21 protein-coding genes are annotated in these 23860 nt (G+C 70.5%); 4 read left to right on the top strand and 17 right to left on the bottom strand.

Going from position 1 to position 23860, the window contains the following annotated elements:
* Positions 1-18 precede the first annotated feature (18 nt).
* From ACO0M4_RS20860 to ACO0M4_RS20850, 3 genes are all read right to left on the bottom strand, one after another.
* On the bottom strand, positions 19-1287 hold the full coding sequence (locus ACO0M4_RS20860; RefSeq protein ID WP_430372315.1) for a LolA family protein: 1269 nt from the start codon (positions 1285-1287) through the stop codon (positions 19-21).
* Positions 1288-1602: 315 nt separating this feature from the next.
* Positions 1603-2616: a polyprenyl synthetase family protein gene (locus ACO0M4_RS20855; protein WP_430372314.1), complete on the bottom strand. Its 1014-nt coding sequence runs from the start codon at positions 2614-2616 to the stop codon at positions 1603-1605.
* Positions 2617-2974: 358 nt separating this feature from the next.
* Positions 2975-3157, bottom strand: coding sequence for a hypothetical protein (locus tag ACO0M4_RS20850; protein ID WP_430372313.1), 183 nt, complete (start codon positions 3155-3157; stop codon positions 2975-2977).
* Positions 3158-3421: 264 nt separating this feature from the next.
* On the opposite strand from ACO0M4_RS20850, the gene fahA reads away from it, so the two are divergent.
* The 3 genes from fahA to ACO0M4_RS20835 all read left to right on the top strand — a co-directional run bounded on the left by fahA (position 3422) and on the right by ACO0M4_RS20835 (position 5879).
* Positions 3422-4651: a fumarylacetoacetase gene (gene fahA / locus ACO0M4_RS20845; RefSeq protein WP_430372312.1), complete on the top strand. Its 1230-nt coding sequence runs from the start codon at positions 3422-3424 to the stop codon at positions 4649-4651.
* A complete protein-coding gene (locus ACO0M4_RS20840; RefSeq protein ID WP_430372311.1) occupies positions 4648-5295 on the top strand; it encodes a GOLPH3/VPS74 family protein in 648 nt (215 codons plus the stop codon). The genes fahA and ACO0M4_RS20840 overlap by 4 nt, the downstream gene beginning before the upstream one ends.
* Before the next feature lie 77 nt (positions 5296-5372).
* Positions 5373-5879, top strand: a complete 507-nt coding sequence (locus ACO0M4_RS20835; protein WP_430372310.1) for a hypothetical protein — start codon at positions 5373-5375, stop codon at positions 5877-5879.
* Between the two features lie 86 nt (positions 5880-5965).
* Here ACO0M4_RS20835 and nuoN read toward each other — a convergent pair whose 3' ends face one another.
* Genes nuoN through ACO0M4_RS20765 form a run of 14 tightly spaced genes read right to left on the bottom strand, consistent with a single transcriptional unit; the run spans position 5966 to position 22200 of the window.
* Positions 5966-7618, bottom strand: coding sequence for an NADH-quinone oxidoreductase subunit NuoN (gene nuoN, locus ACO0M4_RS20830; RefSeq protein WP_430372308.1), 1653 nt, complete (start codon positions 7616-7618; stop codon positions 5966-5968).
* Positions 7615-9303 carry an NADH-quinone oxidoreductase subunit M gene (locus ACO0M4_RS20825; RefSeq protein ID WP_430372307.1) on the bottom strand — a complete coding sequence of 563 codons (1689 nt, stop codon included), beginning with the start codon at positions 9301-9303 and terminating at the stop codon, positions 7615-7617. The genes nuoN and ACO0M4_RS20825 overlap by 4 nt, the downstream gene beginning before the upstream one ends.
* Before the next feature lie 3 nt (positions 9304-9306).
* Positions 9307-11190 (bottom strand): NADH-quinone oxidoreductase subunit L, encoded by a 1884-nt coding sequence (nuoL, locus tag ACO0M4_RS20820; protein ID WP_430372305.1) that lies wholly within the window; start codon positions 11188-11190, stop codon positions 9307-9309.
* A 13-nt stretch (positions 11191-11203) separates the two neighbouring features.
* Entirely contained in the window at positions 11204-11503 is a 300-nt protein-coding gene (gene nuoK, locus ACO0M4_RS20815; RefSeq protein WP_430372304.1) for an NADH-quinone oxidoreductase subunit NuoK, read from the bottom strand.
* On the bottom strand, positions 11500-12351 hold the full coding sequence (locus tag ACO0M4_RS20810; RefSeq protein ID WP_430372302.1) for an NADH-quinone oxidoreductase subunit J: 852 nt from the start codon (positions 12349-12351) through the stop codon (positions 11500-11502). The genes nuoK and ACO0M4_RS20810 overlap by 4 nt, the downstream gene beginning before the upstream one ends.
* Entirely contained in the window at positions 12348-12965 is a 618-nt protein-coding gene (nuoI, locus tag ACO0M4_RS20805) for an NADH-quinone oxidoreductase subunit NuoI (protein WP_430372301.1), read from the bottom strand. The genes ACO0M4_RS20810 and nuoI overlap by 4 nt, the downstream gene beginning before the upstream one ends.
* Entirely contained in the window at positions 12958-14343 is a 1386-nt protein-coding gene (nuoH, locus tag ACO0M4_RS20800) for an NADH-quinone oxidoreductase subunit NuoH (RefSeq protein ID WP_430372299.1), read from the bottom strand. The genes nuoI and nuoH overlap by 8 nt, the downstream gene beginning before the upstream one ends.
* The gene (locus ACO0M4_RS20795) at positions 14340-16907 is read right to left on the bottom strand and encodes an NADH-quinone oxidoreductase subunit G (RefSeq protein ID WP_430372297.1); all 2568 of its coding nucleotides are present in this window, start codon (positions 16905-16907) and stop codon (positions 14340-14342) included. Before ACO0M4_RS20795 ends, nuoH begins: the two co-directional genes overlap by 4 nt.
* The gene (gene nuoF, locus ACO0M4_RS20790) at positions 16904-18286 is read right to left on the bottom strand and encodes an NADH-quinone oxidoreductase subunit NuoF (protein ID WP_430372296.1); all 1383 of its coding nucleotides are present in this window, start codon (positions 18284-18286) and stop codon (positions 16904-16906) included. The genes ACO0M4_RS20795 and nuoF overlap by 4 nt, the downstream gene beginning before the upstream one ends.
* Positions 18286-19134: an NADH-quinone oxidoreductase subunit NuoE gene (nuoE, locus tag ACO0M4_RS20785; RefSeq protein ID WP_430373875.1), complete on the bottom strand. Its 849-nt coding sequence runs from the start codon at positions 19132-19134 to the stop codon at positions 18286-18288. Before nuoE ends, nuoF begins: the two co-directional genes overlap by 1 nt.
* Positions 19135-19169: 35 nt before the next feature.
* Entirely contained in the window at positions 19170-20504 is a 1335-nt protein-coding gene (locus tag ACO0M4_RS20780) for an NADH-quinone oxidoreductase subunit D (RefSeq protein WP_430372295.1), read from the bottom strand.
* Positions 20504-21262 (bottom strand): NADH-quinone oxidoreductase subunit C, encoded by a 759-nt coding sequence (locus ACO0M4_RS20775; protein ID WP_430372294.1) that lies wholly within the window; start codon positions 21260-21262, stop codon positions 20504-20506. Before ACO0M4_RS20775 ends, ACO0M4_RS20780 begins: the two co-directional genes overlap by 1 nt.
* Complete coding sequence (locus tag ACO0M4_RS20770; protein WP_430372293.1) at positions 21259-21831, bottom strand: NuoB/complex I 20 kDa subunit family protein; 573 nt, start codon at positions 21829-21831, stop codon at positions 21259-21261. Before ACO0M4_RS20770 ends, ACO0M4_RS20775 begins: the two co-directional genes overlap by 4 nt.
* A gap of 9 nt (positions 21832-21840) precedes the next feature.
* Entirely contained in the window at positions 21841-22200 is a 360-nt protein-coding gene (locus ACO0M4_RS20765; protein WP_016574488.1) for an NADH-quinone oxidoreductase subunit A, read from the bottom strand.
* Between the two features lie 766 nt (positions 22201-22966).
* Here ACO0M4_RS20765 and ACO0M4_RS20760 point away from each other — a divergent pair.
* The gene (locus tag ACO0M4_RS20760; RefSeq protein WP_430372291.1) at positions 22967-23776 is read left to right on the top strand and encodes a C40 family peptidase; all 810 of its coding nucleotides are present in this window, start codon (positions 22967-22969) and stop codon (positions 23774-23776) included.
* Positions 23777-23860: the final 84 nt, after the last annotated feature.

Genomic DNA, 23860 nt, shown 5'->3' with positions numbered 1-23860 from the left:
ACCGCTTGCCGGGGCCCGTTACTTCTTCGCGGCGTCGGCCGCGGCTATCAGGGCCTGCTTGTCGACGGCGCCGACGTAGACGGTGCCGTCGTCGGTCATCAGGGCGTTGACCAGGCGGGTGCTGAAGACGTGCCCGGAGCCGAACGAGCCGGTCACCTTGGTGCCCAGGCTGTCCAGGAACTTCCCGGCGTCGCCCTTGGCGAGCTGGTCCTTGCCACCGGGGGCGCCGGCGCCCTTGAGGGTGGCGATGGACGTCCAGCCCTTGCCGATGACGTTCAACCCGCCGAAGTCCTTCGGGCCCTTGTGGTCCTTGAGGCCCTGGAGGCCCTTGAGGTCCTTCCCCTTCCCGTGCTCGCGGGCGGCCTGCCCCGCGGCCTTGTCGCCGTTGACGACCTTGGCGCCCTTGGGCGGCGTGAAGGTGAAGCTGTCCGCGGCCGGGCGGGCGAAGTCGACGCGGGTGTAGCCGACGTCGATCGCGGCCGGGCCGCCGCTCTTCGGGGTGAGGGTGAACTTCAGCGGGACGCCGTTGGCGGCGTCCACCGCGACCCGGATCGAGCCGACCGTGGAGGCGGCCTGCTTGGGCGTGATGACGAGCTGGTACGCGTCCCGCCCGGCGACCTTGGCGGTGTCGCCGACCGTCACCGAGGTGGTGTCGCCGGCCGCCTGCAGCGCCGCCTTGGCGAGCTCCTGCGGGGTGGCGCTCTGAAGGCCCTTGGGGAGGCCCTCGGGCGCGCCGTGGTGCGCGCCGCGGTGGGTGTCCCGGGGGGCGGTGTGGTGCACGGCGCTGTTGCTGCCGCTGTCGTACGCCCAGACGTCCGTGCCGTTGTGGACGAGGGTGTAGTCGGCGGAGTTGCCGACGATCGACACCCGCTGCTTGTCGGGGCCGTCGACGGCGACCCGCAGGGTGTGCGTGCCGGACGCCAGCTCGGTCAGCTTGCTCTGCGGCGACGCCGCACCGCCCGCGCCGCCGTGGCCCTGCTCGGCGCCGCCGAAGCCGCCGGCGCCCGTGCCACCCGGCAGGGTGGGCAGGCCGAGGTCCGTGGTGACCTGGACCGTGCCGGACAGCTGCTGGACATCGGACTTGGCGATCTTCGCTATCAGGTCCTGGGCGGAGATCTTCGGCAGGTCCGGAGAACCGGATCCGGCGAACGCCGGGACCAGCCCGATCGTCGCGGCCGCCACCCCCGCCACCGCGACCGGTACGGCGTACCGCACCGCTTTACGGCGCTTCGCGGAGCGCTCCCCGTCCCATTCCCCGGTGACCTCAGTCGGTTCGTTCCGTGGCATCTGGCCTACCTCCGTCGTGTGCGGCGGTGCTGTGTCGTCCACTCGTCCACCTGCCGAGCCATGATGGCCCGCCCCGCCGCCTCGTGGTGCTCTCCATCTCACCAAAAGTTGCGGCCCCTGGCGTCAACCCGCAGGGCCAACTCCACGTACTGCTGAGGGATGACATCCGGTCACCATCCGGCCGAACACGTACTCCGTCGGTCGCACCACCCAGCGGGAATGCCTTAGGGGAAGACCGGAGGGACGCCAGGGCGAACGGGAAAGCCCCGGGACCGTCGGGAACACGACGCGCGGCGCACACCCGCCCCGCGGGGCTCAGCCCGCCCGGTGCACCACGGTGTCGCAGAGCCCTTCCAGGGCGGCCTTCGCCGTGCACGCCGGCAGCGGTGCCAGCGTCTCGCGGGCCTGCTCGGCGTAGCGCACGGTGTCCCGGCGGGCCTGCTCCAGGGCCGGGTGGGCGCGCAGTCCGGCCAGCGCCTCGGCGTGCCGGGCGTCGTCGGTGAGGTCGCCGGCCAGCAGCTCGCACAGCGCACGGTCCTCGGCGGTGCCGGCGCTGCTCTCGGCCAGCGCCCGCAGCCGCAGGACGGGCAGCGTCGCGATGCCTTCGCGCAGGTCCGTACCGGGCGTCTTGCCGGACTCGTGCGAGTCGCTGGCGATGTCCAGGACGTCGTCGGCCAGCTGGAAGGCGGTGCCCAGCCGTTCGCCGTACTGGGTGAGGATGTTGGCCGTCGACTCCTCGGCGCCCGACATCATGGCGCCGAAGCGGCAGGCCACGGCGACCAGCGAACCGGTCTTGCCCGCGAGGACGTCCAGATAGTGGTCGATGGGGTTGCGGCCGTCGCGCGGTCCCGCGGTCTCCAGGATCTGGCCGGTCACCAGGCGCTCGAACGCCTCGGCCTGGATCCGGACCGCCTCGGGCCCGAGGTCGGCGAGGATGTGCGAGGCGCGGGCGAAGAGGAAGTCGCCGGTCAGCACCGCGACGGAGTTGCCCCAGCGGGCGTTGGCGCTGGCCACCCCGCGGCGCACATCGGCCTCGTCCATCACGTCGTCGTGATAGAGCGTCGCCAGGTGCGTCAGCTCCACGACGACGGCGGAGGGCACCACGCCCGGGGTGTGCGGGTCACCGAACTGGGCGGCCAGCATCACCAGCAGCGGCCGGAACCGCTTGCCGCCCGCGCGCACGAGATGCTGCGCAGCTTCGGTGATGAACGGCACGTCGCTCTTGGTGGCCTCCAGCAGGCCCTCCTCAACAGCCGCCAACCCTGCCTGGACATCGGCCTCAAGAGCCTGGTCCCGCACGCTCAGCCCGAAGGGCCCGACGACGGTCACGAGGGGTACTCCTGTCTGCTGACGATCAAACTGAATGTCGATCTGTCGCTGTCTTCACCATTGGCCAGCGTATCCGGTCACGGTTGGATCACCGCGAGCGCCCGCCCCCCGAACCACTCGCCCAGCACAGAAGCCGTCACGTGGGTACGTTTCCGAGCGCCACCCGACGCGGCTTTTCCGCGGAAGGAATGGGGCGGCAGGGGCGCGAAACGACTCAAGAGCCCCTGGCGTCACAGTGGTGACAGGTGGACCGGACACCGGCGGGGCGTCCGCACCCCATAGGACGCACGTCGCCGTTCACTCTCTCCAGTAAGAGCGGAGCGAGCGAAGCCCCTTACCCGTTTACCCGTCCCGGACGTCACGTCCACCGCTCCCGGACACCACGTCTGCCGATCCGGCACGTCACGTCACGTCCACCGCTCCCGAACGCCGCGCCCCACACCCCCACGACCACCACTACGACCGCTGCCATCACTACAACCGCTGCCACCGCCACGACCACTTCCACCACCACGACCACGTCCACCACCAGACACACCATGACCGAATTGCCCAGTACGGCAAGGTATTTCCCGGCCTCGGCGGTCCGCGGCGGCCCGGCCCATCGCCCCGCCCGGCGCTTCCCGGCCCGGGATCGTCCGTTCCCGGCCGAGGACCACCCCACTGATCGCCACCAGCCGTACCCTGATCGACGGACCCACCGGTCCACGGGGCACCTTTCCCCAGGCTCTCCACGCGGTTCGAGCAGGGGACACCCCATCGGCCGGCCGCCCACCGGCGACGACGAACGCGAGGAGCAGTGTCCATGCCCGAGCAGAGCCCGTTCGATCTGGCGGAAGGCGACCCCTTCGGCCCGCACACCCTCCCCTACGGCGTCTTCAGCACCGCCGACGCGCCCGCCCTGCGCCGGCTCGGCGTCCGCTACGGCCGCCACGTCCTGGACCTGGGCGCCCTGCCGGACGCCCTGCCCGGCGTCGTCCCCGCGCCGCACGCCGCACTGCTCACCGCCGCCACCCTCAACCCGCTGCTGGCCGCCGGCCGCCCCGTGTGGCAGGAGGTCCACGCGGCGGTCCGCACCGCACTGACCGACCCCGCGCACCGCACCGCGGTGGCCCCGCTGCTGCGCCCGTTGGACGGCCTCACCCTCCACCTGCCCTTCGAGGTCGCCGACTACGTCGACTTCTACTCCAGCGAGCACCACGCGACCAACGTCGGCCGGATCTTCCGCCCCGACGGCGCCGCCCTGCCACCCAACTGGAAGCACCTGCCGATCGGTTACCACGGCCGGGCCGGCACCGTTGTCGTCTCCGGCACCCCGGTGGTGCGCCCGCACGGCCAGCGCAAGACCCCGGCCGATGCCGCGCCGCTCTTCGGCCCGTCCACCCGCCTGGACATCGAGGCCGAGGTCGGCTTCGTCGTCGGCACGCCCTCCGCGCTCCACGCGCCGGTCGGCCTGAACGCCTTCCGGGACCACGTCTTCGGCGTCTGCCTGGTCAACGACTGGTCCGCGCGCGACATCCAGGCGTGGGAGTACGTGCCGCTCGGCCCGTTCCTCGGCAAGTCCTTCGCGACCTCCGTCTCGGCCTGGATCACCCCGCTGGACGCCTTCGACGCGGCCCGCACGGCGCCGCCCACCCGGGACGTCCCGGCGCTGCCGTACCTGGACGACACCGCCGCCGAGCCGGGCGGCCTCGACCTGCGGATCGAGGTGCGGCTCAACGGCGAGGTGATCTCCCGCCCGCCGTTCGCCGCGATGTACTGGACGGCCGCCCAGCAGTTGGCCCACATGACCGTCAACGGCGCGTCGCTGCGGACCGGCGACCTCTACGCCTCCGGCACCGTCTCCGGGCCCGAACCCGACCAACTCGGCTGCCTGCTGGAGCTCACCCAGGGCAAGGGCCCCTACCTCCAGGACGACGACGAGATCACCCTCACCGCCTGGGCGCCCGGCCCGGACGGCGCCCGGATCGGGCTCGGCGAGGTCACCGGGCGGGTGCTGCCCGCCCGGGAGTTCCCCGTGAGCGATCCGGCGTGAACCCCTGCCCGGCCCCTCCACTCACCCTCCCCGAGGAGCTGCTGCTGCTCGGCCTCGACCCGGTCCGCGGCCGGCCCCTGGTCACCCGCCCGTTCCTGCGGTACGGGCTGGCCGGGGCGGCCCTGGCGGACCTGGAGGCGGCCGGGCGGATCGTCGAGCAGGGGGGCCGGGTCGCGGTGGCCCGGCCGCTGCCGCTCGGCGACCCGGTGCTGGACGGGGCGCTGGCCGCGCTGCCCGGCCCGGACAAGCACCACAAGGGCGTCCGGGCCCAACGCTGGGTGCGCCGCACCGGCGGGACCGTCCACGAACTGTGCGTCCGCCAGCTGGAGGGACGGGGCGCGATACGGCGGGAGGCCCGGCGGGCGCTGGGCCTCTTCCCCTACGAGCGGTTCCCGACCGGGCCGGTGGATCTGGCCGGGCCGGCCCGGGCCCGTTTCAAGGCGGCGCTGGACGCCGGCCTGCCGGACCCCCGCACCCGGGCACTCGCCGCCCTGGCCGCCGCCTGCGACCTGGACCGCAAGCTGCTGCCGGGCAACGGACACCGCGCGGCGCGCCGCGGGTTGCGGCGGCTGGCCCGCGCCGAGTGGCCGGCGCACGCGGTCGAACGCGTCGTACGGGAGGACAAGTCCGCGGCGGCCGGCTGACCGCGGCGCTCGCCCGCCGGCCGCCCCGGCCCACTGCTAGCCTCACGTCTCCCTGTCCCACAACGGAGGAGACGTACGTGCGCAAGGCAGCGCAGTTCGCCGGGGCGACCGCCATCGCCGCACTGCTGCTCAGCGGTTGCGGAAGCAGCGGCGGCAGCGGCGGCAGCGGCGGCAGCGGCAAGGACGCAAGCACCCCGAGCAAGACGCCGGAGGCCACCCCGACGGCCGCGGGCGGCGGCGACGGCAAGGCCGCGAACCCGACCGCCGTCGAGGGCGCCTGGAAGGGCGGCACGCCCGCCAGCCCGCTGGTCCTGGTGGTGGCCCAGGGCACCGTCGCGTTCAGCAACGGGCACAAGTCCGCGTGCATGGGCAAGGTCGAGAAGATGGCCGGGATGACCATGGCCGTCCTCAAGTGCACCGACGGCGACACCACCCGCACCATGGGCACCCTCAAGCCCGGCGCGGACGGCAAGACCCTGACCGTCCACTGGAAGGGCGGCCCGACCGACGAGTACACCAAGACCGACGACGGCAGCGTCAAGATCCCGGACCTGCCCAAGCTGCCGGACGTGCCCAAGAGCTGACCGCGGCCCCGTACCGCAGCGCAACGGCCGCCGCCCGGCGCCCCCTTCCGGGGCGCCGGGCGGCGGCCGTGCGCCTGGCGGGCGGGTCAGCGGATGAAGACCGCCGCGTGCCCGGCCAGCTCGAGGAAGTACTGCGGTGCCAGACCCAGCACCAGGGTGGCCGCGACGCCGACCCCGATGGCGGTGGACGTCAGCACGCTGGGCACCGCGACCGTCGGACCGTCCGCCTTCGGCTCGCTGAAGAACATCAGCACGATCACCCGGATGTAGAAGAACGCCGCGATCGCCGAGGAGATCACACCGACCACCACCAGCCAGCCCGCGCCGCTCTCCGCCGCCGCCTTGAACACCGCGAACTTCCCGGCGAACCCGGACGTCAGCGGGATGCCCGCGAAGGCCAGCAGGAAGACCGCGAAAACCGCGGCCACCAGGGGCGAACGCCGCCCGAGCCCGGCCCACTTGGACAGGTGGGTGGCCTCCCCGCCGGCGTCCCGCACCAGCGTCACCACGGCGAACGCGCCGAGCGTGACGAAGGAGTACGCCGCCAGATAGAAGAGCACCGAGGAGATGCCGTCCTCACTGGCGGCGATGACACCGGCAAGGATGAAACCGGCGTGCGCGATGGAGGAGTAGGCCAGCAGCCGCTTGATGTCGGTCTGCGTGATGGCCAGGATCGCACCGCCCAGCATGGTGAGGATCGCCACGCCCCACATCACCGGCCGCCAGTCCCAGCGCAGGCCCGGCAGGTCGACGTACAGCAGCCGCAGCAGCGCGCCGAACGCGGCGACCTTGGTGGCGGCCGCCATGAAGCCCGTCACCGGGGTGGGGGCGCCCTGGTAGACGTCCGGCGTCCACATGTGGAAGGGCACCGCGCCGACCTTGAAGAGCAGGCCCATCAGCACCAGCGCCCCGCCGATCAGCAGCAGCGCGTCATTGCCCATCGTGCCGGCCAGCGCCGGGTCGACCTGCCGGGCGCCGTCCGAGATCACCTCGGCGATCCCGGCGTACGTCACGGTGCCGGCGTAGCCGTAGAGCAGGGCCACGCCGAACAGCAGGAAGGCCGAGGAGAAGGCGCCGAGGAGGAAGTACTTCACCGCGGACTCCTGCGAGAGCAGCCGCTGGCGGCGGGCCAGCGCGCACAGGATGTACAGCGGGAGGGAGAAGACCTCCAGGGCGATGAAGAGGGTCAGCAGGTCGTTGGCGGCCGGGAAGACCAGCATGCCGCCGACCGCGAAGAGCAGGACCGGAAAGACCTCGGTGGTGGTGAACCCGGCCTTGACCGCGGCCTGTTCGACCTCCCCGCCGGGGACCGCCGCGGCCTGCGCGGCGAAGGAGTCCACTCTCTTGCCGTGTGCCGCCGGGTCCAGCCGCCGCTCGGCGAAGGTGAAGACCGCGATCAGCGACACCAGCAGGATCGTGCCCTGGAGGAACAGCGCCGGGCCGTCCACCGCGATCGCGCCCATCGCGGCCAGATGCGCCTTGGACGAGCCGAAGCCGCCCGCCGCCAGGCCGATCACCGCGGCGAACGCGGCGGCCAGCGCCACCACGGACAGCAGCACCTGGGCGTAGTAGCGGCTGCGGCGCGGCAGGAACGCCTCGACCAGGATGCCGACGACCGCGGCGCCCAGGACGATGAGCGTCGGCGACAGCTGCACGTACTCGATCCGCGGGGCCGGGATCTTGCCCGGCGCCCCGGCCGCCGCCGTCCACAGGCTGTGGACACTTGCCACGGAACTCACTTCGCGGCCTCCACGTCTTGGGTCTGCGCGGTCTGGCCGTGCCGGCCTCCACCGGGCACGGCGTCCACCTGCACAGTGGGCTTGGGGTCCTTCTTGTCCACGACGGACAGGGTGTGCTGGACCGCCGGATTGACGATGTCGGTGAGCGGCTTGGGATACACCCCGAGGAAGAGCAGCAGCGCGATCAGCGGCACGACCACCACCAGCTCCCGCACCTTCAGGTCGGGCATCTTCCCGACCTCCGCCTTCACCGGGCCGGTCATCGTCCGCTGGTACAGCACGAGGACGTAGAGCGCGGCCAGGACGATGCCCAAGGTGGCGATGATCCCGACCACCGGATAACGGCTGAACGTGCCGACCAGGACCAGGAATTCACTGACGAACGGGGCCAGACCGGGCAGCGACAGGGTGGCCAGACCGCCGACGAGGAAGGTGCCGGCCAGGATCGGGGCGACCTTCTGGACGCCGCCGTAGTCCGCGATCAGCCGCGAGCCGCGGCGGCTGATCAGGAAGCCGGCCACCAGCATCAGCGCGGCGGTCGAGATGCCGTGGTTGACCATGTAGAGCGTCGCGCCGCCCTGACCTTGGGAGGTCATCGCGAAGATGCCCAGGATGATGAAGCCGAAGTGGGAGATCGAGGCGTAGGCGATCAGCCGCTTGATGTCCCGCTGGCCGACCGCGAGCAGCGCGCCGTAGACGATGCTGATCAGCGCCAGCACCAGGATCACCGGGGTGGCCCAGCTGCTGGCCTCCGGGAAGAGCTGGAGGCAGAAGCGCAGCATCGCGAAGGTGCCGACCTTGTCGACGACCGCGGTGATCAGCACCGCGACCGGGGAGGTCGCCTCGCCCATGGCGTTGGGCAGCCAGGTGTGCAGCGGCCACAGCGGCGCCTTCACCGCGAAGGCGAAGAAGAAGCCGAGGAAGAGCAGCCGCTCGGTGCCGGTGCCGATGTGCAGCGCGCCGGACGCCCGGGCCTCGACGATCTGCTGGAGCGAGAAGGTGCCCGCGCCCAACTGATGGGCGGTGACGGCGTACAGCCCGATCACCGCGGCCAGCATGATCAGACCGCCGACGAGGTTGTAGAGCAGGAACTTCACCGCGGCGTACGAACGCTGGGCGGCGGCCTGCTGCTCGCCGCGCCCACCGGCCCGGTCCCCGAAGCCGCCGATGAGGAAGTACATCGGGATCAGCATGGCTTCGAAGAAGATGTAGAAGAGGAAGACGTCGGTGGCCTCGAAGGAGAGCACCACCATCGCCTCGACGGCCAGGATCAGCGCGAAGAACCCCTGGGTGGGCCGCCAGCTGTACCGGCGGTTGGGCTCGCCCGTGGCGGAGCCGCCGTCCGAGGCGGTATCCAGCGGGTCGGCGTCGTGCCAGCCCGCCAGGATGACGAACGGGATCAGCAGCGCGGTCAGGGCGATCAGGGCGACCGCGATGCCGTCCACGCCGAGGTCGTACCGGACCCCGAAGTCCCGGATCCAGGCGTGGGATTCGGTGAGCTGGAACGGCCCCTTGGCGCCGGGGTCGAAGCGCACCGCGATCACCAGCGCCAGCGCCAGCGTGGCCAGCGAGAACAGCAGCGCCAACCACTTGGCCGCGGTGCGCTGGGCGGCGGGCATCGCGGCGGTGGCGATCGCACCGATCGCCGGCAGCGCGGCGGTCGCCGTCAGTAGGGGAAACGACATGGCTCAGACACCCCTCATCAGCAGGGTCGCGGCGACGAGAACGGCGGCCCCGCCCAGCATCTGGACCGCGTACGAGCGGACGAAGCCGGTCTGCAACTGGCGCAGCCGACGGGAGAGTCCGCCCATCGAGGCCGCCGTGCCGTTGACCGCGCCGTCCACCAGGGAGTGGTCGAGATAGACCAGCGTGCGGGTCAGATGCTCGCCGCCACGCACCAGGACGACGTGGTTGAAGTCGTCCTGGAGCAGATCGCGGCGGGCCGCCCGGGTCAGCAGCGAACCGCGCGGGGCGGTGGCCGGCACGGCCTTGCGGCCGTACATCAGCCAGGCGATGCCGACGCCGATGAGCAGCACCACCATGGTGGCGGCGGTGACCACCCCGGCGCTCACCGGGGAGTTGCCGGGCGCGAAGGAGGTGACCGGCTCCAGCCATTTGACGAAGGCGTCGCCGACGCTGAACAGCCCGCCCGCGAAGACCGAGCCGATCGCCAGCACGATCATCGGGATCGTCATCACCTTCGGCGACTCGTGCGGGTGGAACTCCTGCGGGTCCCACCGCTTCTCGCCGAAGAACGTCATCAGCATCACCCGCGTCATGTAGAACGCGGTGATCGCGGCGCCCAGCAGGGCCGCGCCGCCGAGGATCCAGCCCTCGGTGCCGCCGCGGGCGAACGCCGCCTCGATGATCTTGTCCTTGGAGAAGAAGCCGGACAGCCCGGGGAAGCCGATGATGGCCAGGTAGCCGAGCCCGAAGGTGACGAACGTGACCGGCATGTACCGGCGCAGACCGCCGTAACGGCGCATGTCCACCTCGTCGTTCATCCCGTGCATCACGGAACCGGCGCCGAGGAAGAGGCCCGCCTTGAAGAAGCCGTGGGTGACCAGGTGCATGATCGCGAAGGCGTAGCCGATCGGGCCCAGGCCGGCCGCCAGGACCATGTAGCCGATCTGCGACATCGTCGAACCGGCCAGTGCCTTCTTGATGTCGTCCTTGGCGCAACCGACGATCGCACCGAACAGCAGGGTGACCGCGCCGACCGCGACCACGGCGGTCTGCGCGTCCGGCGCGGCGTTGAAGATCACCCCGGAGCGGGTGATCAGGTACACCCCGGCGGTGACCATCGTGGCGGCGTGGATCAGCGCCGACACCGGGGTCGGGCCCTCCATCGCATCCCCCAACCAGGACTGCAGCGGCACCTGCGCCGACTTGCCGCAGGCGGCCAACAGCAGCATCAGCCCGATGGCGGTCAGCTTCCCCTCGGAGGCGTGACCGGTCGCGGAGAACACCGGCCCGAAGGCGAACGTGCCGAACGTCGTGAACATCAGCATGATCGCGATGGACAGGCCCATGTCGCCGACGCGGTTGACCAGGAACGCCTTCTTCGCGGCGGTGGCCGCACTGGGCTTGTGCTGCCAGAACCCGATGAGCAGGTACGACGCCAGACCCACGCCCTCCCAACCGACGTACAGCAGGAGGTAGTTGTCGGCAAGGACGAGCAGCAGCATCGCCGCCAGGAAGAGATTGAGGTAGCCGAAGAAGCGGCGGCGCCGCTCATCGTGCTCCATGTAGCCGATCGAATAGATGTGGATCAGCGAGCCGACGCCCGTGATCAACAGGACGAAGGTCATCGACAGCTGGTCGAGCTGGAAGGCGAGATCGGCCCGGAATCCACCGACCGGGATCCAGCTGAACAGGTGCTGGTGCAGCGCCCGGTGCTCGACACCCTTGCCGAGCATGTCGACGAAGAGCACCACCGCCACGGCGAACGAGGCCACCGCGAGGAGCGAGCCGATCCAGTGGCCGGTGCGGTCCAGGCGTTTACCGCCGCACAACAGCAGGGCCGCACCGACCAGCGGTGCCGCGACGAGCAGCGCGATCAAGTTCTCCACTTTGTGCGACCCCTTACAGCTTCATCAGGCTGGCGTCGTCGATCGAGGCCGAATGACGGGTGCGGAAGATCGACACGATGATGGCCAGGCCGACCACGACCTCCGCCGCGGCGACGACCATCGTGAAGAAGGCGATGATCTGGCCGTCCAGATTCCCGTGCATCCGCGAGAAGGTGACAAAGGCGAGGTTGCAGGCGTTCAGCATCAGTTCGATGCACATGAACACCACGATGGCGTTCCGCCTGATCAGCACGCCGGCCGCACCGATGGTGAAGAGCAGGGCGGCGAGGTAGAGGTAGTAGACCGGGTTCATTTCTGGGCGCCCTCCTTCGGTGCCGCGGGGCCGGGCCGCTTCTTGTCCGGCCGGCCGGACTCCCGTCCCAGCCAGTCCTCGGACCGCTGCTCCAGCGCCTTGAGTTCGGCCAGCGACTGGCCGGAGACGTCCCGGACTTGGCCGCGCTCCCGCAGCGTCGGACTGACCGTCAGCTCGGATGGGGTGCCGTCCGGCAGCAGACCGGGGATGTCGACGGCGTTGTGCCGGGCGTAGACACCCGGTGCGGGCAGCGGCGTCACCTGCTTGCCCTCGCGGATCCGGGCCTCGGAGCGCTCCCGCTGGGTCTTGGCGCGCTCGGTGCGCTCCCGGTGGGTGAGCACCATCGCGCCGACCACCGCGGAGATCAGCAGCGCGCCGGTGATCTCGAAGGCGAAGACGTACTTGGTGAAGATGAGCGCGGCCAGGCCCTGCACATTGCCGCCGGCGTTGGCGTCGCTCAGGCCGTTGAACTCCTTGAGCGAGGCGTTGCCGATCCCGGCGATCAGCAGGATGCCGAAGCCGACGCCCAGTCCGGCGGCGAGCCAACGCTGGCCCTTGAGGGTCTCCTTGAGGGAGTCCGCGGCGGTGACGCCGACCAGCATCACGACGAACAGGAACAGCATCATGATCGCGCCGGTGTAGACCACGACCTGCACGATGCCGAGGAAGTACGCGCCGTTGGCCAGGTAGAAGACCGCCAGGACGATCATGGTCCCGGCGAGCGAGAGGGCGCTGTGCACCGCCCGCTTCATCATGATCGTGCACAGCGCGCCGGCCACGGCGACGATCCCCAGGATCCAGAACTGCACGGCCTCCCCCGAGGAGGCCGCGGCGGCGAGGCCCGTCATGCGTGCGCCTCCTTGCCCTCGGAGTCCTGCTGGTCCGTGGGCTCGCCCGCCGCGTCCTCGGGACGCTCGCCCTGGGAGACGGCGACCTGCCGGACCGTGCCCGGCGCGGCCTCCGTCACCAGCCCGCTGTAGTAGTCCCGGTCGGTCATGCCCGGGTAGATCGCGTGCGGGGAGTCGACCATCCCCTCCGACAGGCCCACGAGCAGCTCTTCCTTGGTGTAGATGAGCGATTCCCGGGACCGGTCGGCGAGTTCGTACTCGTTGGTCATGGTGAGCGCGCGGGTCGGGCAGGCCTCCACGCACAGGCCGCACAGGATGCAGCGGAGGTAGTTGATCTGGTAGACCGCGCCGTACCGCTCGCCCGGGGAGTAGCGCTCCTCGTCGGTGTTGTCGGCGCCCTCGACGTAGATGGCGTCCGCCGGACAGGCCCAGGCGCACAGCTCGCAGCCGATGCACTTCTCCAGCCCGTCCGGATGCCGGTTGAGCTGGTGCCGGCCGTGGAAGCGCGGCGCCGTCGGCTTCTTCTCCTCGGGGTACTGCTCGGTCAGCCGCTTCTTGAACATGGCCTTGAAGGTCACACCGAAGCCGGCCACCGGGTTCTGGAACTCAGGCACCGTCGCCCCCCTTTCCGTCGCTCTCATCTCCGTTACTCACAGTGTCCACTCGACCACTGACAATCAACTCCCCGTCATGGCGGGGACGCCGGCGCGGCACCGGCGGCAGGGTCTGTCCGGGCAGCGGCGGAACGGGGAACCCGCCGGCCATCGGATCGAAGGCGGTATCGCCGTCGGTCTCCTCCTCCGGCTCCACACGCCGGAAGAAGTCCACGACCAGCGAGATCAGCAGCAGCGCCACCGCACTGCCGCCCACGTACAGCACGATCTGGGAGAAGTCGTAGCCCTCGTTCTTCAGCGCCCGGACGGTGGCGACGAGCAACAGCCACACCATCGACACCGGGATGAGGACCTTCCAGCCCAGCCGCATCAGTTGGTCGTAGCGGACCCGGGGAAGGGTGCCGCGCAGCCAGATGAAGAAGAACAACAGCAGCTGCACCTTGAGGACGAACCAGAGCATCGGCCACCAGCCGTGGTTCGCGCCCTCCCAGAACGTCGAGATCGGCCAGGGCGCCCGCCAACCACCGAGGAAGAGGGTGACCGCGACCGACGAGACGGTGACCATGTTGACGTACTCGGCGAGCATGAACATCGCGAACTTGATGGACGAGTACTCGGTGTTGAAGCCGCCGACCAGGTCACCCTCGGACTCCGGCATGTCGAACGGCGCGCGGTTGGTCTCCCCCACCATCGTCACGATGTAGATGAGGAACGACACCGGCAGCAGCAGCACGTACCACTTGTTCTGCTGCGACTCCACGATGGTCGACGTCGACATCGACCCGGAGTAGAGGAAGACCGACGCGAACGCCGCGCCCATCGCGATCTCGTACGAGATCATCTGCGCGCACGAGCGCAGAGCGCCCAGCAGCGGGTACGTCGAACCGGACGACCAACCGGCCAACACGATGCCGTAGATGCCGACCGAGGCCGTGGCCAGGATGTAGAGGACGCCGATCGGGAGGTCGGTGAGCTGCATCGGGGTGCGGTGACCGAAGATCGAGATCTCGTTGCCCGACGGGCCGAAGGGGATCACCGCGATCGCCATGAAGGCGGGGATCGCCGCCACGATGGGCGCCAGGATGTACACCGCCTTGTCGGCGCGCCGGACGACCAGGTCCTCCTTCAGCATCAGCTTGATGCCGTCGGCCAGGGACTGGAGCATTCCCCACGGCCCATGCCGGTTGGGGCCGATCCGCAGCTGCATCCAGGCGACGACCTTGCGTTCCCAGACGATCGAGAACAGCACCGTCAGCATCAGGAACGCGAAGCAGAACACCGCCTTGATGACGACCAGCCACCACGGGTCGCGCCCGAACATCGACAGGTCCTCCTGGGCGGCCAGCGCGGCCACCGGAAAACCGGGATGGTGCATCATGCGTCCACCTCCTTGGCCGGCACCGGCGTACCGGATGGGGGTCCCCCCGCGCGAGCGGAGCCGAGCGTCGGGGAGGCGGAGACCTTCACCAGCTCACCGGGGTGCGCCCCGGTGTCGGCGGTGACGCCACCGCCCACGGAATTCAGCGGCAGCCACACCACCCGGTCGGGCATCGGTGTGACCTGGAGCGGCAGGTGGACCGAGCCGGCCGGCCCGGTGACCGCCAGTAGGTCGCCGTCCTGCACGCCGGTCTCCTGGGCGGTGGCCGGCGACAGGCGGGCGACCGCGGCGTGCCGGGTACCGGCCAGCGCCTCGTCGCCTTCCTGGAGCAGCCCCTGGTCCAACAGGAGCCGGTGCCCGGCCAGGACGGCCTCACCGGCGGCCGGGCGGGGCAACGGCCGCCCCGTCTCCACCGGTTCGCCGCCGTACGGGCCGCGCCAGCCGCCGAGCCGGTCCACCTCCCGCCGCACGGCGTGGACGTCCGGCAGGTCCAGGGCGGCCACGGTGGAACCGCCCGCGACGTCCGTCATGGCGTCGGCGAGCATCTGGAGAACCCGGGCGTCCGGCGGCAACTGCCGCCGGGTCATCTGGTCCGGCTTGAGCGCGGCCTCGAACGACCGGGCCCGGCCCTCCCAGTTGAGGAAGGTGCCGGCCTTCTCCACCACCGCGGCCACCGGGAGGACCACGTCCGCCCGCTCGGTGACCCGGGAGGGCCGCAGCTCCAGACTGACCAGGAACCCGACCTCGTCCAGGGCGGCCAGCGCCCGCGCCGGATCGGGCAGGTCGGCCACCTCCACGCCCGCCACCAGCAGGGCGCCCAGCTCACCGGTGGCCGCGGCCTCGATGATCTGGCCGGTGTCCCGGCCGTGCCGGTGCGGCAGCGCGGCCACGCCCCAGGCGGCGGCGACCTCGTCCCGGGCCACCGGGTCGGTGGCCGGCCGACCACCGGGCAGCAGCCCGGGCAGCGCACCGGCCTCGATGGCACCGCGCTCGCCCGCCCGGCGCGGCATCCACACCAGGTGGGCGCCGGTGGCGGTGGCGGTGCGGAGCGCGGCGGTCAGCGCCCCGGGCACCGTCGCCAGCCGCTCGCCGACGACGATCACCGCGCCGTCCGCGCGCAACGCCTCGGCCGCGGCGCGCCCTTCACCGTCCAGGCCGACCCCGCCCGCCAGGGCGTCCAGCCATTCGGTCTCCGTACCGGGCGCCGCGGGCAGCAGCGTCCCGCCGGCCTTGATCAGCCCGCGGGTGGCGTGGCTGGCCAGCCCCCAGGTGCGCTGACCGTGCTTGCGGTGCGCCTTGCGCAGCCGCAGGAAGACGCCGGGCGCCTCCTCCTCCGCCTCGATCCCGGCCAGCAGGACCGCCGGCGCCTGCTCCAGCGTGGTGTAGGTGACGCCACTGCCGTCCAGGTCCCGGCCGCGGCCGGCGACCCGGGCCGCGAGGAAGTCGGCCTCCTCGGCACTGTGCGGCCGGGCCCGGAAGTCGATGTCGTTGGTGTGCAGCGCGACCCGGGCGAACTTGGCGTAGGCGTAGGCGTCCTCGACGGTCAGCCGGCCGCCGGTCAGTACGCCGGCCCGGCCCCGGGCGGCGGCCAGGCCGCGCGCCGCGGCGTCCAGCGCGGCGGGCCAACTCGCCGGCTCCAGTTCACCGGACTCGGCATTGCGCACCAGGGGGTGCACCAGCCGGTCCCGCGCCTGCGCGTACTGGAAGGCGAACCGCCCCTTGTCGCAGATCCACTCCTCGTTGACCTCGGGGTCGTCCGCCGCCAGCCGCCGCAGGACCTTGCCGCGACGGTGGTCGGTCCGGGTCGCGCAGCCGCCCGCGCAGTGCTCGCACACCGACGGCGAGGAGACCAGGTCGAAGGGGCGGGAGCGGAAGCGGTACGCGGCGGAGGTGAGCGCGCCCACCGGGCAGATCTGGATGGTGTTCCCGGAGAAGTACGACTCGAAGGGGTCGCCCTCGCCGGTGCCGACCTGTTGGAGGGCGCCGCGTTCGATCAACTCGATCATCGGGTCGCCGGCGATCTGGTTGCTGAAGCGGGTGCACCGCGCGCACAGCACGCACCGCTCGCGGTCCAGCAGCACCTGCGTGGAGATCGGTACCGGCTTCTCGTAGGTGCGCTTCCTGCCCTCGAAGCGGGAGTCGGGGGCACCGACCTGCATCGCCTGGTTCTGCAACGGGCACTCGCCGCCCTTGTCGCAGACCGGGCAGTCGAGGGGGTGGTTGATCAGCAGCAGCTCCATCACGCCGCGCTGTGCCTTCTCGGCCACCGGGGAGGTCAGCTGGCTGCGGACCACCATCCCGTCGGTGCAGGTGATGGTGCAGGAGGCCATCGGCTTGCGCTGGCCCTCGACCTCGACGATGCACTGCCGGCAGGCGCCCGCCGGGTCCAGCAGCGGGTGGTCGCAGAAGCGCGGGATCTCGATGCCGAGGAGTTCGGCGGCCCGGATCACCAACGTCCCCTTGGGGACGGAGATCTCGATGCCGTCGATCGTCAGGGTGACGAGGTCCTCCGGTGGCACCGCCGCCGGGCCGCCCCCGTTGGGGGCGTTCGTGGTGACGGTCATGCGTTCACCCCCAGGTGAGCGTCGTTGTCGGCCCAGAGGGTCGACTTGGCGGGGTCGAAGGGGCAGCCCTTGCCGGTGACGTGCTCCTCGTACTCCGCGCGGAAGTACTTGAGCGAGGAGAAGATCGGCGAGGCGGCGCCGTCGCCGAGGGCGCAGAAGGACTTGCCGTTGATGTTGTCGGCGATGTCGTCGATCTTGTCGAGGTCCGTCAGCCGGCCGCGGCCCGCTTCAAGGTCTCGGAGCAACTGCACCAACCAGTACGTCCCTTCGCGGCACGGAGTGCACTTGCCGCAGGACTCGTGGGCGTAGAACTCGGTCCAGCGGGTGACCGCCCGGACGACGCAGGTGGTCTCGTCGAAGCACTGCAACGCCTTGGTGCCGAGCATCGAGCCGGCCGCGCTGACGCCCTCGTAGTCGAGCGGGACGTCGAGGTGTTCCTCGGTGAACATCGGGGTGGAGGAGCCGCCCGGCGTCCAGAACTTCAGCCGGTGGCCGGGGCGCATCCCGCCGCTGACGTCGAGCAGCTGGCGCAGGGTGATGCCCAACGGGCCTTCGTACTGGCCGGGGTTGGCGACGTGGCCGCTGAGCGAGTAGAGCGTGAAGCCCGGAGACTTCTCGCTGCCCATCGACCTGAACCACTCCTTGCCCTTGTTCAGGATCGCGGGAACCGATGCGATGGATTCGACGTTGTTCACCACAGTGGGGCAGGCGTAGAGGCCGGCCACGGCGGGGAAGGGGGGCCGCAGACGGGGTTGGCCGCGACGACCTTCCAGGGAATCCAGCAGCGCGGTTTCCTCACCACAGATGTACGCGCCGGCGCCCGCGTGCACCGTGACGTCCAGGTCGAGGCCCGAGCCGAGGACGTCCTTGCCGAGGAAGCCCGCCGCGTACGCCTCGCGCACGGCCTCGTGCAGCCGGCGCAGCACGGGCACGACCTCACCGCGCAGATAGATGAAGGCGTGGTTCGAGCGGATCGCGTGAGCGGCGATCACGATCCCCTCGATGAGGGAGTGCGGGTTGGCGAAGAGGAGCGGGATGTCCTTGCAGGTCCCGGGCTCCGACTCGTCGGCGTTGACCACGAGGTAATGCGGTTTGCCGTCGCCCTGTGGGATGAACTGCCACTTCATCCCGGTCGGGAAGCCGGCGCCGCCGCGGCCGCGGAGCCCGGAGTCCTTGACGTAGGCGATGACGTCGTCCGGGGCCATCGAGAGGGCCTTGCGGGCGCCTTCGTAGCCGTCGTGGCGCAGGTAGGTCTCCAGCGTCCAGGACTCGGGGGCGTCCCAGAAGGCGGACAGGACGGGGGCGAGGACCTTCTCCGGACTGGTCGTTCCTCCGGCGTGCGGCCCGGGGGCCCCGCCGAACTCGGCTGCCACGGTCATCACTCCCCCTCCTCGGATGCAGGACCGGCCGGGCGGTCAGGGTCGGCGGCCGAGGTCTGCTGCGGCGCATCATGGGAGCTCGGGTGGGTGGGCGGCGCCGCTTCGCCCGGCCGCCCGGACGCCGGCTCACCGGACGGGCCGTCCGCGGTGGCCCGCGGGGCGACGACGTGATCGGCATGACCGGGCGGGGTCTCGCCCCGGGCCAACCGCAGTCCGACCAGGGAGGCGGGGCCGGCACCGCCGGTCGCCCCGACGGCACCGGACCGGCCGTCGGGGAAGCCGGCGAGGATCCGGGCGGTCTCCTTGAAGGAGCAGAGCGGGGCGCCGCGGGTGGGTTCGACGGTCCGGCCGGCCCGCAGGTCGTCGACGAGCTGCCGGGCGGAGCGGGGCGTCTGGTTGTCGAAGAACTCCCAGTTGACCATCACGACGGGGGCGAAGTCGCAGGCGGCATTGCACTCGATGTGTTCGAGGGTGATCGTGCCGTCCTCGGTGGTCTCGTCGTTGCCGACGCCGAGGTGCTCCTGGAGTTCCTCGAAGATGGCGTCGCCGCCCATCACCGCGCACAGGGTGTTGGTACAGACCCCGACCTGGTAGTCGCCGCTGGGCTTGCGGCGGTACATGGAGTAGAAGGTCGAGACCGCGGTGACTTCGGCGGTGGTCAGGTCGAGCTGTTCGGCGCAGAAGCGGATGCCGGTACGGGTGACGTAGCCGTCCTCGGCCTGGACGAGGTGGAGCAGCGGCAGCAGCGCCGAGCGGGAATCGGGGTAGCGGGCGATCACCTCCTGCGCGTCCGCGGCGAGCCGGGCCTTGACGTCGGCCGGGTAGTCGGGTGCCGGAAGCCGGGGCATGCCCAGCTGGACGTCCTTGGGTGCCGGAGTGGCGTTCACCGGTCGACGCCTCCCATCACGGGGTCGATGGACGCGACGGCGACGATGACGTCGGCGACCTGGCCGCCTTCACACATCGCTGCCATGGCCTGCAGGTTGGTGAACGAGGGGTCGCGGAAGTGCACCCGGTAGGGGCGGGTGCCGCCGTCGCTGACCACGTGCACGCCCAGCTCGCCCTTGGGCGACTCGACGGCGGTGTACGTCTGTCCCGGCGGGACCCGGAAGCCCTCCGTCACCAGCTTGAAGTGGTGGATCAGGGCCTCCATCGAGGTGCCCATGATCTTCTTGATGTGGTCCAGGGAATTGCCGAGGCCATCGGGGCCGAGGGCCAACTGGGCGGGCCAGGCGATCTTCTTGTCGGCGACCATCACCGGCCCCGGCTCCAGCCGGTCCAGGCACTGTTCGACGATCCTCAGCGACTGGCGCATCTCCTCCAGCCGGATCAGGAACCGGCCGTAGGCATCGCAGGTGTCGGCCGTCGGCACCTCGAAGTCGTAGTTCTCGTATCCACAGTACGGCTGCGCCTTGCGCAGGTCATGGGGCAGTCCGGCGGAGCGGACGAGGGGCCCGGTGGCTCCGGTGGCCATACAGCCGGCCAGGTCGAGGTAGCCGATGCCCTCCATGCGCGCCTTGAAGACCGGGTTGCCGGTGGCGAGCTTGTCGTACTCGGCCATGTTCTTGTGCATCTTCTTGACGAAGGCGCGGATCTGGTCGACGGCGCCGGCCGGCAGGTCCTGGGCGAGGCCACCGGGGCGGACGTAGGCGTGGTTCATCCGGAGGCCGGTGATCAGCTCGTAGATGTCCAGGATCAGTTCCCGGTCGCGGAAGCCGTAGATCATGATCGTGGTGGCGCCCAGCTCCATGCCGCCGGTGGCGATGCACACCAGGTGGGAGGAGAGCCGGTTGAGCTCCATCAGCAGCACGCGGATCACCGAGGCCCGGTCGGGGATGTCGTCGGTGATGCCGAGCAGCTTCTCCACGGCCAGGCAGTACGCCGTCTCGTTGAAGAACGGCGTGAGGTAGTCCATCCGCGTCACGAACGTCGTGCCCTGCGTCCAGGTGCGGAATTCGAGGTTCTTCTCGATGCCGGTGTGGAGGTAGCCGATGCCGCAGCGGGCCTCGGTGACGGTCTCGCCGTCGATCTCCAGGATCAGCCGGAGGACGCCGTGGGTGGAGGGGTGCTGCGGCCCCATGTTGACGATGATCCGCTCGTCGTCGGACTTGGCGGCGGCCGCGGCGATCTCGTCCCAGTCGCCACCGGTGACGGTGTAGACGGGGCCCTCGGTGGTCTCACGGGGGGTGGCCCGGGACGTCTCGCTGGGAGTGCTCATCAGGTGTACGACCTCCGCTGGTCAGGAGCCGGGATCTGCGCGCCCTTGTACTCGACGGGAATGCCGCCGAGGGGGTAGTCCTTGCGCTGCGGGAAGCCCTGCCAGTCGTCCGGCATCATGATCCGGGTGAGCGCCGGGTGCCCGTCGAAGATCAGGCCGAAGAAGTCGTAGGTCTCGCGCTCGTGCCAGTCGTTGGTCGGGTAGACGTCGACGATCGACGGCAGGTGCGGGTCGGTGTCGGGGGCGGTGACCTCCAGCCGGATCAGCCGGTTGTGGGTGATCGAGCGCAGGTGGTAGACGGCGTGCAGCTCGCGGCCCTTGTCGCCGGGGTAGTGGACGCCGCTGACTCCGGTGCACAGCTCGAAGCGGAGCGCGGGGTCGTCGCGCAGGGTGCGCGCGGTGACCGGCAGGAACTCCCGGTGGATGTGGAAGGTGAGCTCGCCGCGGTCGACGACGGTCTTCTCGATGACGTTCTCGGGCACCAGGCCCTGTTCGTCGAGGGCGCCCTCCAGCTCGTCGGCGATCTCGTCGAAGACGCCGGCGCTTCCCCCCGCGTGACCCGGTCCGCCGTACGGGCGGGAGCTGGCGCCGGGCAGTCGGACGGTGCGGACCAGGCCGCCGTAACCGGTGGTGTCACCGCCGTTGTTGGCGCCGAACATCCCGCGGCGGGTGCCGATCACCTCGCCGGTGTCCGCGCGCTGCGCCGGGACGGCCTCGTCGGGGGCGCCCTGGGCCTTGGGGTTCGTCGGCTCGCTCACCGCAGCAGCCCTTTCTTCTTTGACGAGCGGTCCATCTCGATCAGCGGGAGTGCCTTGAGCGCCGCCGCCTCTTCCTCGTGGGCTGCCTGCACCGCGTTGACCCCGAGCTTGCTGCTCTGGATCTTCTTGTGGAGCTTGAGGATGGCGTCCATGAGCATCTCGGGGCGGGGCGGGCAGCCCGGCAGGTAGATGTCGACGGGGACGATGTGGTCGACGCCCTGCACGATCGCGTAGTTGTTGAACATGCCGCCCGAGGAGGCGCAAACCCCCATGGAGATCACCCACTTCGGGTTCGGCATCTGGTCGTAGACCTGCCGCAGCACGGGCGCCATCTTCTGGCTCACCCGGCCGGCCACGATCATCAGGTCGGCCTGCCGCGGGGAGCCGCGGAAGACCTCCATGCCGAAGCGGGCCAGGTCGTAACGCCCGGCGCCGGTGGTCATCATCTCGATGGCGCAGCAGGCCAGCCCGAAGGTCGCGGGGAAGACCGATGACTTGCGCACCCAGCCCGCGGCCTGCTCAACCGTGGTCAGCAAAAAGCCGCTGGGCAGCTTCTCTTCCAGTCCCATTGGTGCCCCCTAGTCCCATTCCAGGCCGCCGCGACGCCAGACGTAGGCGTAGGCGACGAAGACGGTGAGCGCGAAGAGGAGCATCTCGACGAGCCCGAACAGTCCCAGGGCGTCGAAGCTGACCGCCCAGGGATAGAGGAAGACGATCTCGATGTCGAAGACGATGAAGAGCATCGCCGTCAGGTAGTACTTGATCGGGAAACGACCACCGCCGGACGGCTGCGGCGTCGGCTCGATTCCGCATTCGTACGCTTCGAGCTTGGCCCGGTTGTAGCGCCTGGGGCCGATGAGCGTGGCCATGACCACGGAGAAGATCGCAAAGCCTGCCCCGAGGGCTCCCAGTACGAGGATGGGCGCGTAAGCGTTCACCGTCCTCGCTCCCTTCAGTCGACGATGACTGGATGGCGGTCCGCTCGGGCTCACCTGCTGCCGCACGGTGATCACGTATATGTGAGGCAGTTCACAAGCCCGATGCCCGCATCTTATGCCCGTCGGTCTGTGATCTGCGACACGGGGTGAGCCAACGCCTTTGTGATCTTCACCACCTGACGAAGGATCATGAAGTCGGATGACCGGTGACCTCCATACACGAAGTGCGCGAGTGATCACGAGAGGTGACATTCATCGGGGTTACCGCTGGTCAGAGCGATGGTTTCACTATCAAGGGGTGGGCCGTGCAAGCAAATTGGCGCTGGACGCGGTTCAACTGCTATATGCGCGGCGGCCGTAGACGTGACGTTCTCGTGACCCGGTCGTGATCGTCGGTACGTGCTCCGGTTCACGAGCGCGGGGGTGGATTCACCGAACTTCGGGGCGGTGCGCGGCCGGCCGACGCCCGACGATCGGTCACGGGAACATAACGGACACTCATGAGTGACCTATCCCACGCGATTTGAAGTCATAAGACCTTGACGTCCGGGAAGCCTTGGCGTGGCGGATCAAGAAGTGATAAGCGCACCCGGAGGCCGCGGCGGACATCAAATGCCGTGCGTAGGAACATGATCGCGAAATTCGGACATCGCGTCAGCGGCGCAGCGGCTGACGAAAAGTCCGTTTTATTCGTCGTGCGCACGTCAAGTGTGGCGCACTCCACCTTTGTTGGCAGCAACCTGCGGCTCCTGATAGCCGTGGTGCCATGTCCCCGAACGCACTCATACCCAGCCACCGGAAGCCCCGCCGCTCCGCGTCCTCGCGGGCCCTGCGTGCGGGCGTGACCGGTGGCTTCCTCACCCTCGCGGTGACCGGCGCGACCGTGCCGGCCAATGCCGTCGAGAAGCCCGTCTCCGAGACCCAGGAGATGCCCACCATCACGACGGCGCTGGCCACCAGCGCCGCCAAGAGCGCCGATGCCGCCCAGCAGGCCGCGTTCAGCTACGAGCGGCAGGCACTGCAGGACGCAGCCGCCGCGAAGGCTGACAAGGCCGCGGACAAGGCGAAGGCCGCAGCGGAGAAGAAGGCCAAGGCCGAGGCAGAGGCGAAGAAGGCCGCCGACGAGGCCCGCCAGGCCAAGGAAGCCGCGCAGACCCGCGCTTCCCGCTCCGACGCGCGCACCACGCTCTCCGCCGTCTCCGACGCCCCCTCCACCGGCTCCGGCAGCGTCGCCACCCTCGTCTCCTTCCTGAAGGCGCAGCTCGGCAAGGCGTACGTGCTCGGCTCCAGCGGCCCGTCCTCGTACGACTGCTCCGGCCTGACCCAGGCCGCGTTCTCCCAGGTCGGCATCGACCTGCCGCGCGTCTCGCAGAGCCAGTCGACTACCGGCACCCAGGTCGGCCTCGGCAACCTCCAGGTCGGCGACATCCTCTACTGGGGCAGCGCCGGCAGCGCCTACCACGTCGCCGTCTACGTCGGGAACGGCAACTTCATCGGCGCCCAGAACCCGAGCACCGGCATCGTCGAGCGCCCCCTGAGCTACGACATGCCCACCGGCGCGGTGCGCGTCCTGTAAAGGCCGCTCCTCCGGACCGCTCTACGGAACCGCCCCTTCCCCGCTCGGGAGGGGCGGTTCCGCGTTGTCCGGGCCGAGCGGAGG

The sequence above is a fragment of the Streptomyces sp. RGM 3693 genome, assembly GCF_050471125.1.
Lineage (GTDB): Bacteria > Actinomycetota > Actinomycetes > Streptomycetales > Streptomycetaceae > Streptomyces.
Note: the sequence above shows the minus strand (reverse complement) of the source record. Positions and strands in the feature narration are given on the sequence as shown.

What these genes read in the sequence shown, in the direction of transcription:
- ACO0M4_RS20860 (WP_430372315.1), bottom strand. Translation starts at nt 1,287, where the DNA reads ATGCCACGGAACGAACCGACTGAGGTCACCGGGGAATGGGACGGGGAG.
- ACO0M4_RS20825 (WP_430372307.1), bottom strand. Translation starts at nt 9,303, where the DNA reads ATGTCGTTTCCCCTACTGACGGCGACCGCCGCGCTGCCGGCGATCGGT.
- ACO0M4_RS20810 (WP_430372302.1), bottom strand. Translation starts at nt 12,351, where the DNA reads ATGACGGGCCTCGCCGCCGCGGCCTCCTCGGGGGAGGCCGTGCAGTTC.
- nuoH (WP_430372299.1), bottom strand. Translation starts at nt 14,343, where the DNA reads ATGATGCACCATCCCGGTTTTCCGGTGGCCGCGCTGGCCGCCCAGGAG.
- ACO0M4_RS20850 (WP_430372313.1), bottom strand. Translation starts at nt 3,157, where the DNA reads ATGGTGTGTCTGGTGGTGGACGTGGTCGTGGTGGTGGAAGTGGTCGTG.
- nuoF (WP_430372296.1), bottom strand. Translation starts at nt 18,286, where the DNA reads ATGACCGTGGCAGCCGAGTTCGGCGGGGCCCCCGGGCCGCACGCCGGA.
- ACO0M4_RS20770 (WP_430372293.1), bottom strand. Translation starts at nt 21,831, where the DNA reads ATGGGACTGGAAGAGAAGCTGCCCAGCGGCTTTTTGCTGACCACGGTT.
- nuoK (WP_430372304.1), bottom strand. Translation starts at nt 11,503, where the DNA reads ATGAACCCGGTCTACTACCTCTACCTCGCCGCCCTGCTCTTCACCATC.
- nuoE (WP_430373875.1), bottom strand. Translation starts at nt 19,134, where the DNA reads ATGCCCCGGCTTCCGGCACCCGACTACCCGGCCGACGTCAAGGCCCGG.
- fahA (WP_430372312.1), top strand. Translation starts at nt 3,422, where the DNA reads ATGCCCGAGCAGAGCCCGTTCGATCTGGCGGAAGGCGACCCCTTCGGC.
- ACO0M4_RS20760 (WP_430372291.1), top strand. Translation starts at nt 22,967, where the DNA reads ATGTCCCCGAACGCACTCATACCCAGCCACCGGAAGCCCCGCCGCTCC.
- ACO0M4_RS20795 (WP_430372297.1), bottom strand. Translation starts at nt 16,907, where the DNA reads ATGACCGTCACCACGAACGCCCCCAACGGGGGCGGCCCGGCGGCGGTG.
- ACO0M4_RS20780 (WP_430372295.1), bottom strand. Translation starts at nt 20,504, where the DNA reads ATGAGCACTCCCAGCGAGACGTCCCGGGCCACCCCCCGTGAGACCACC.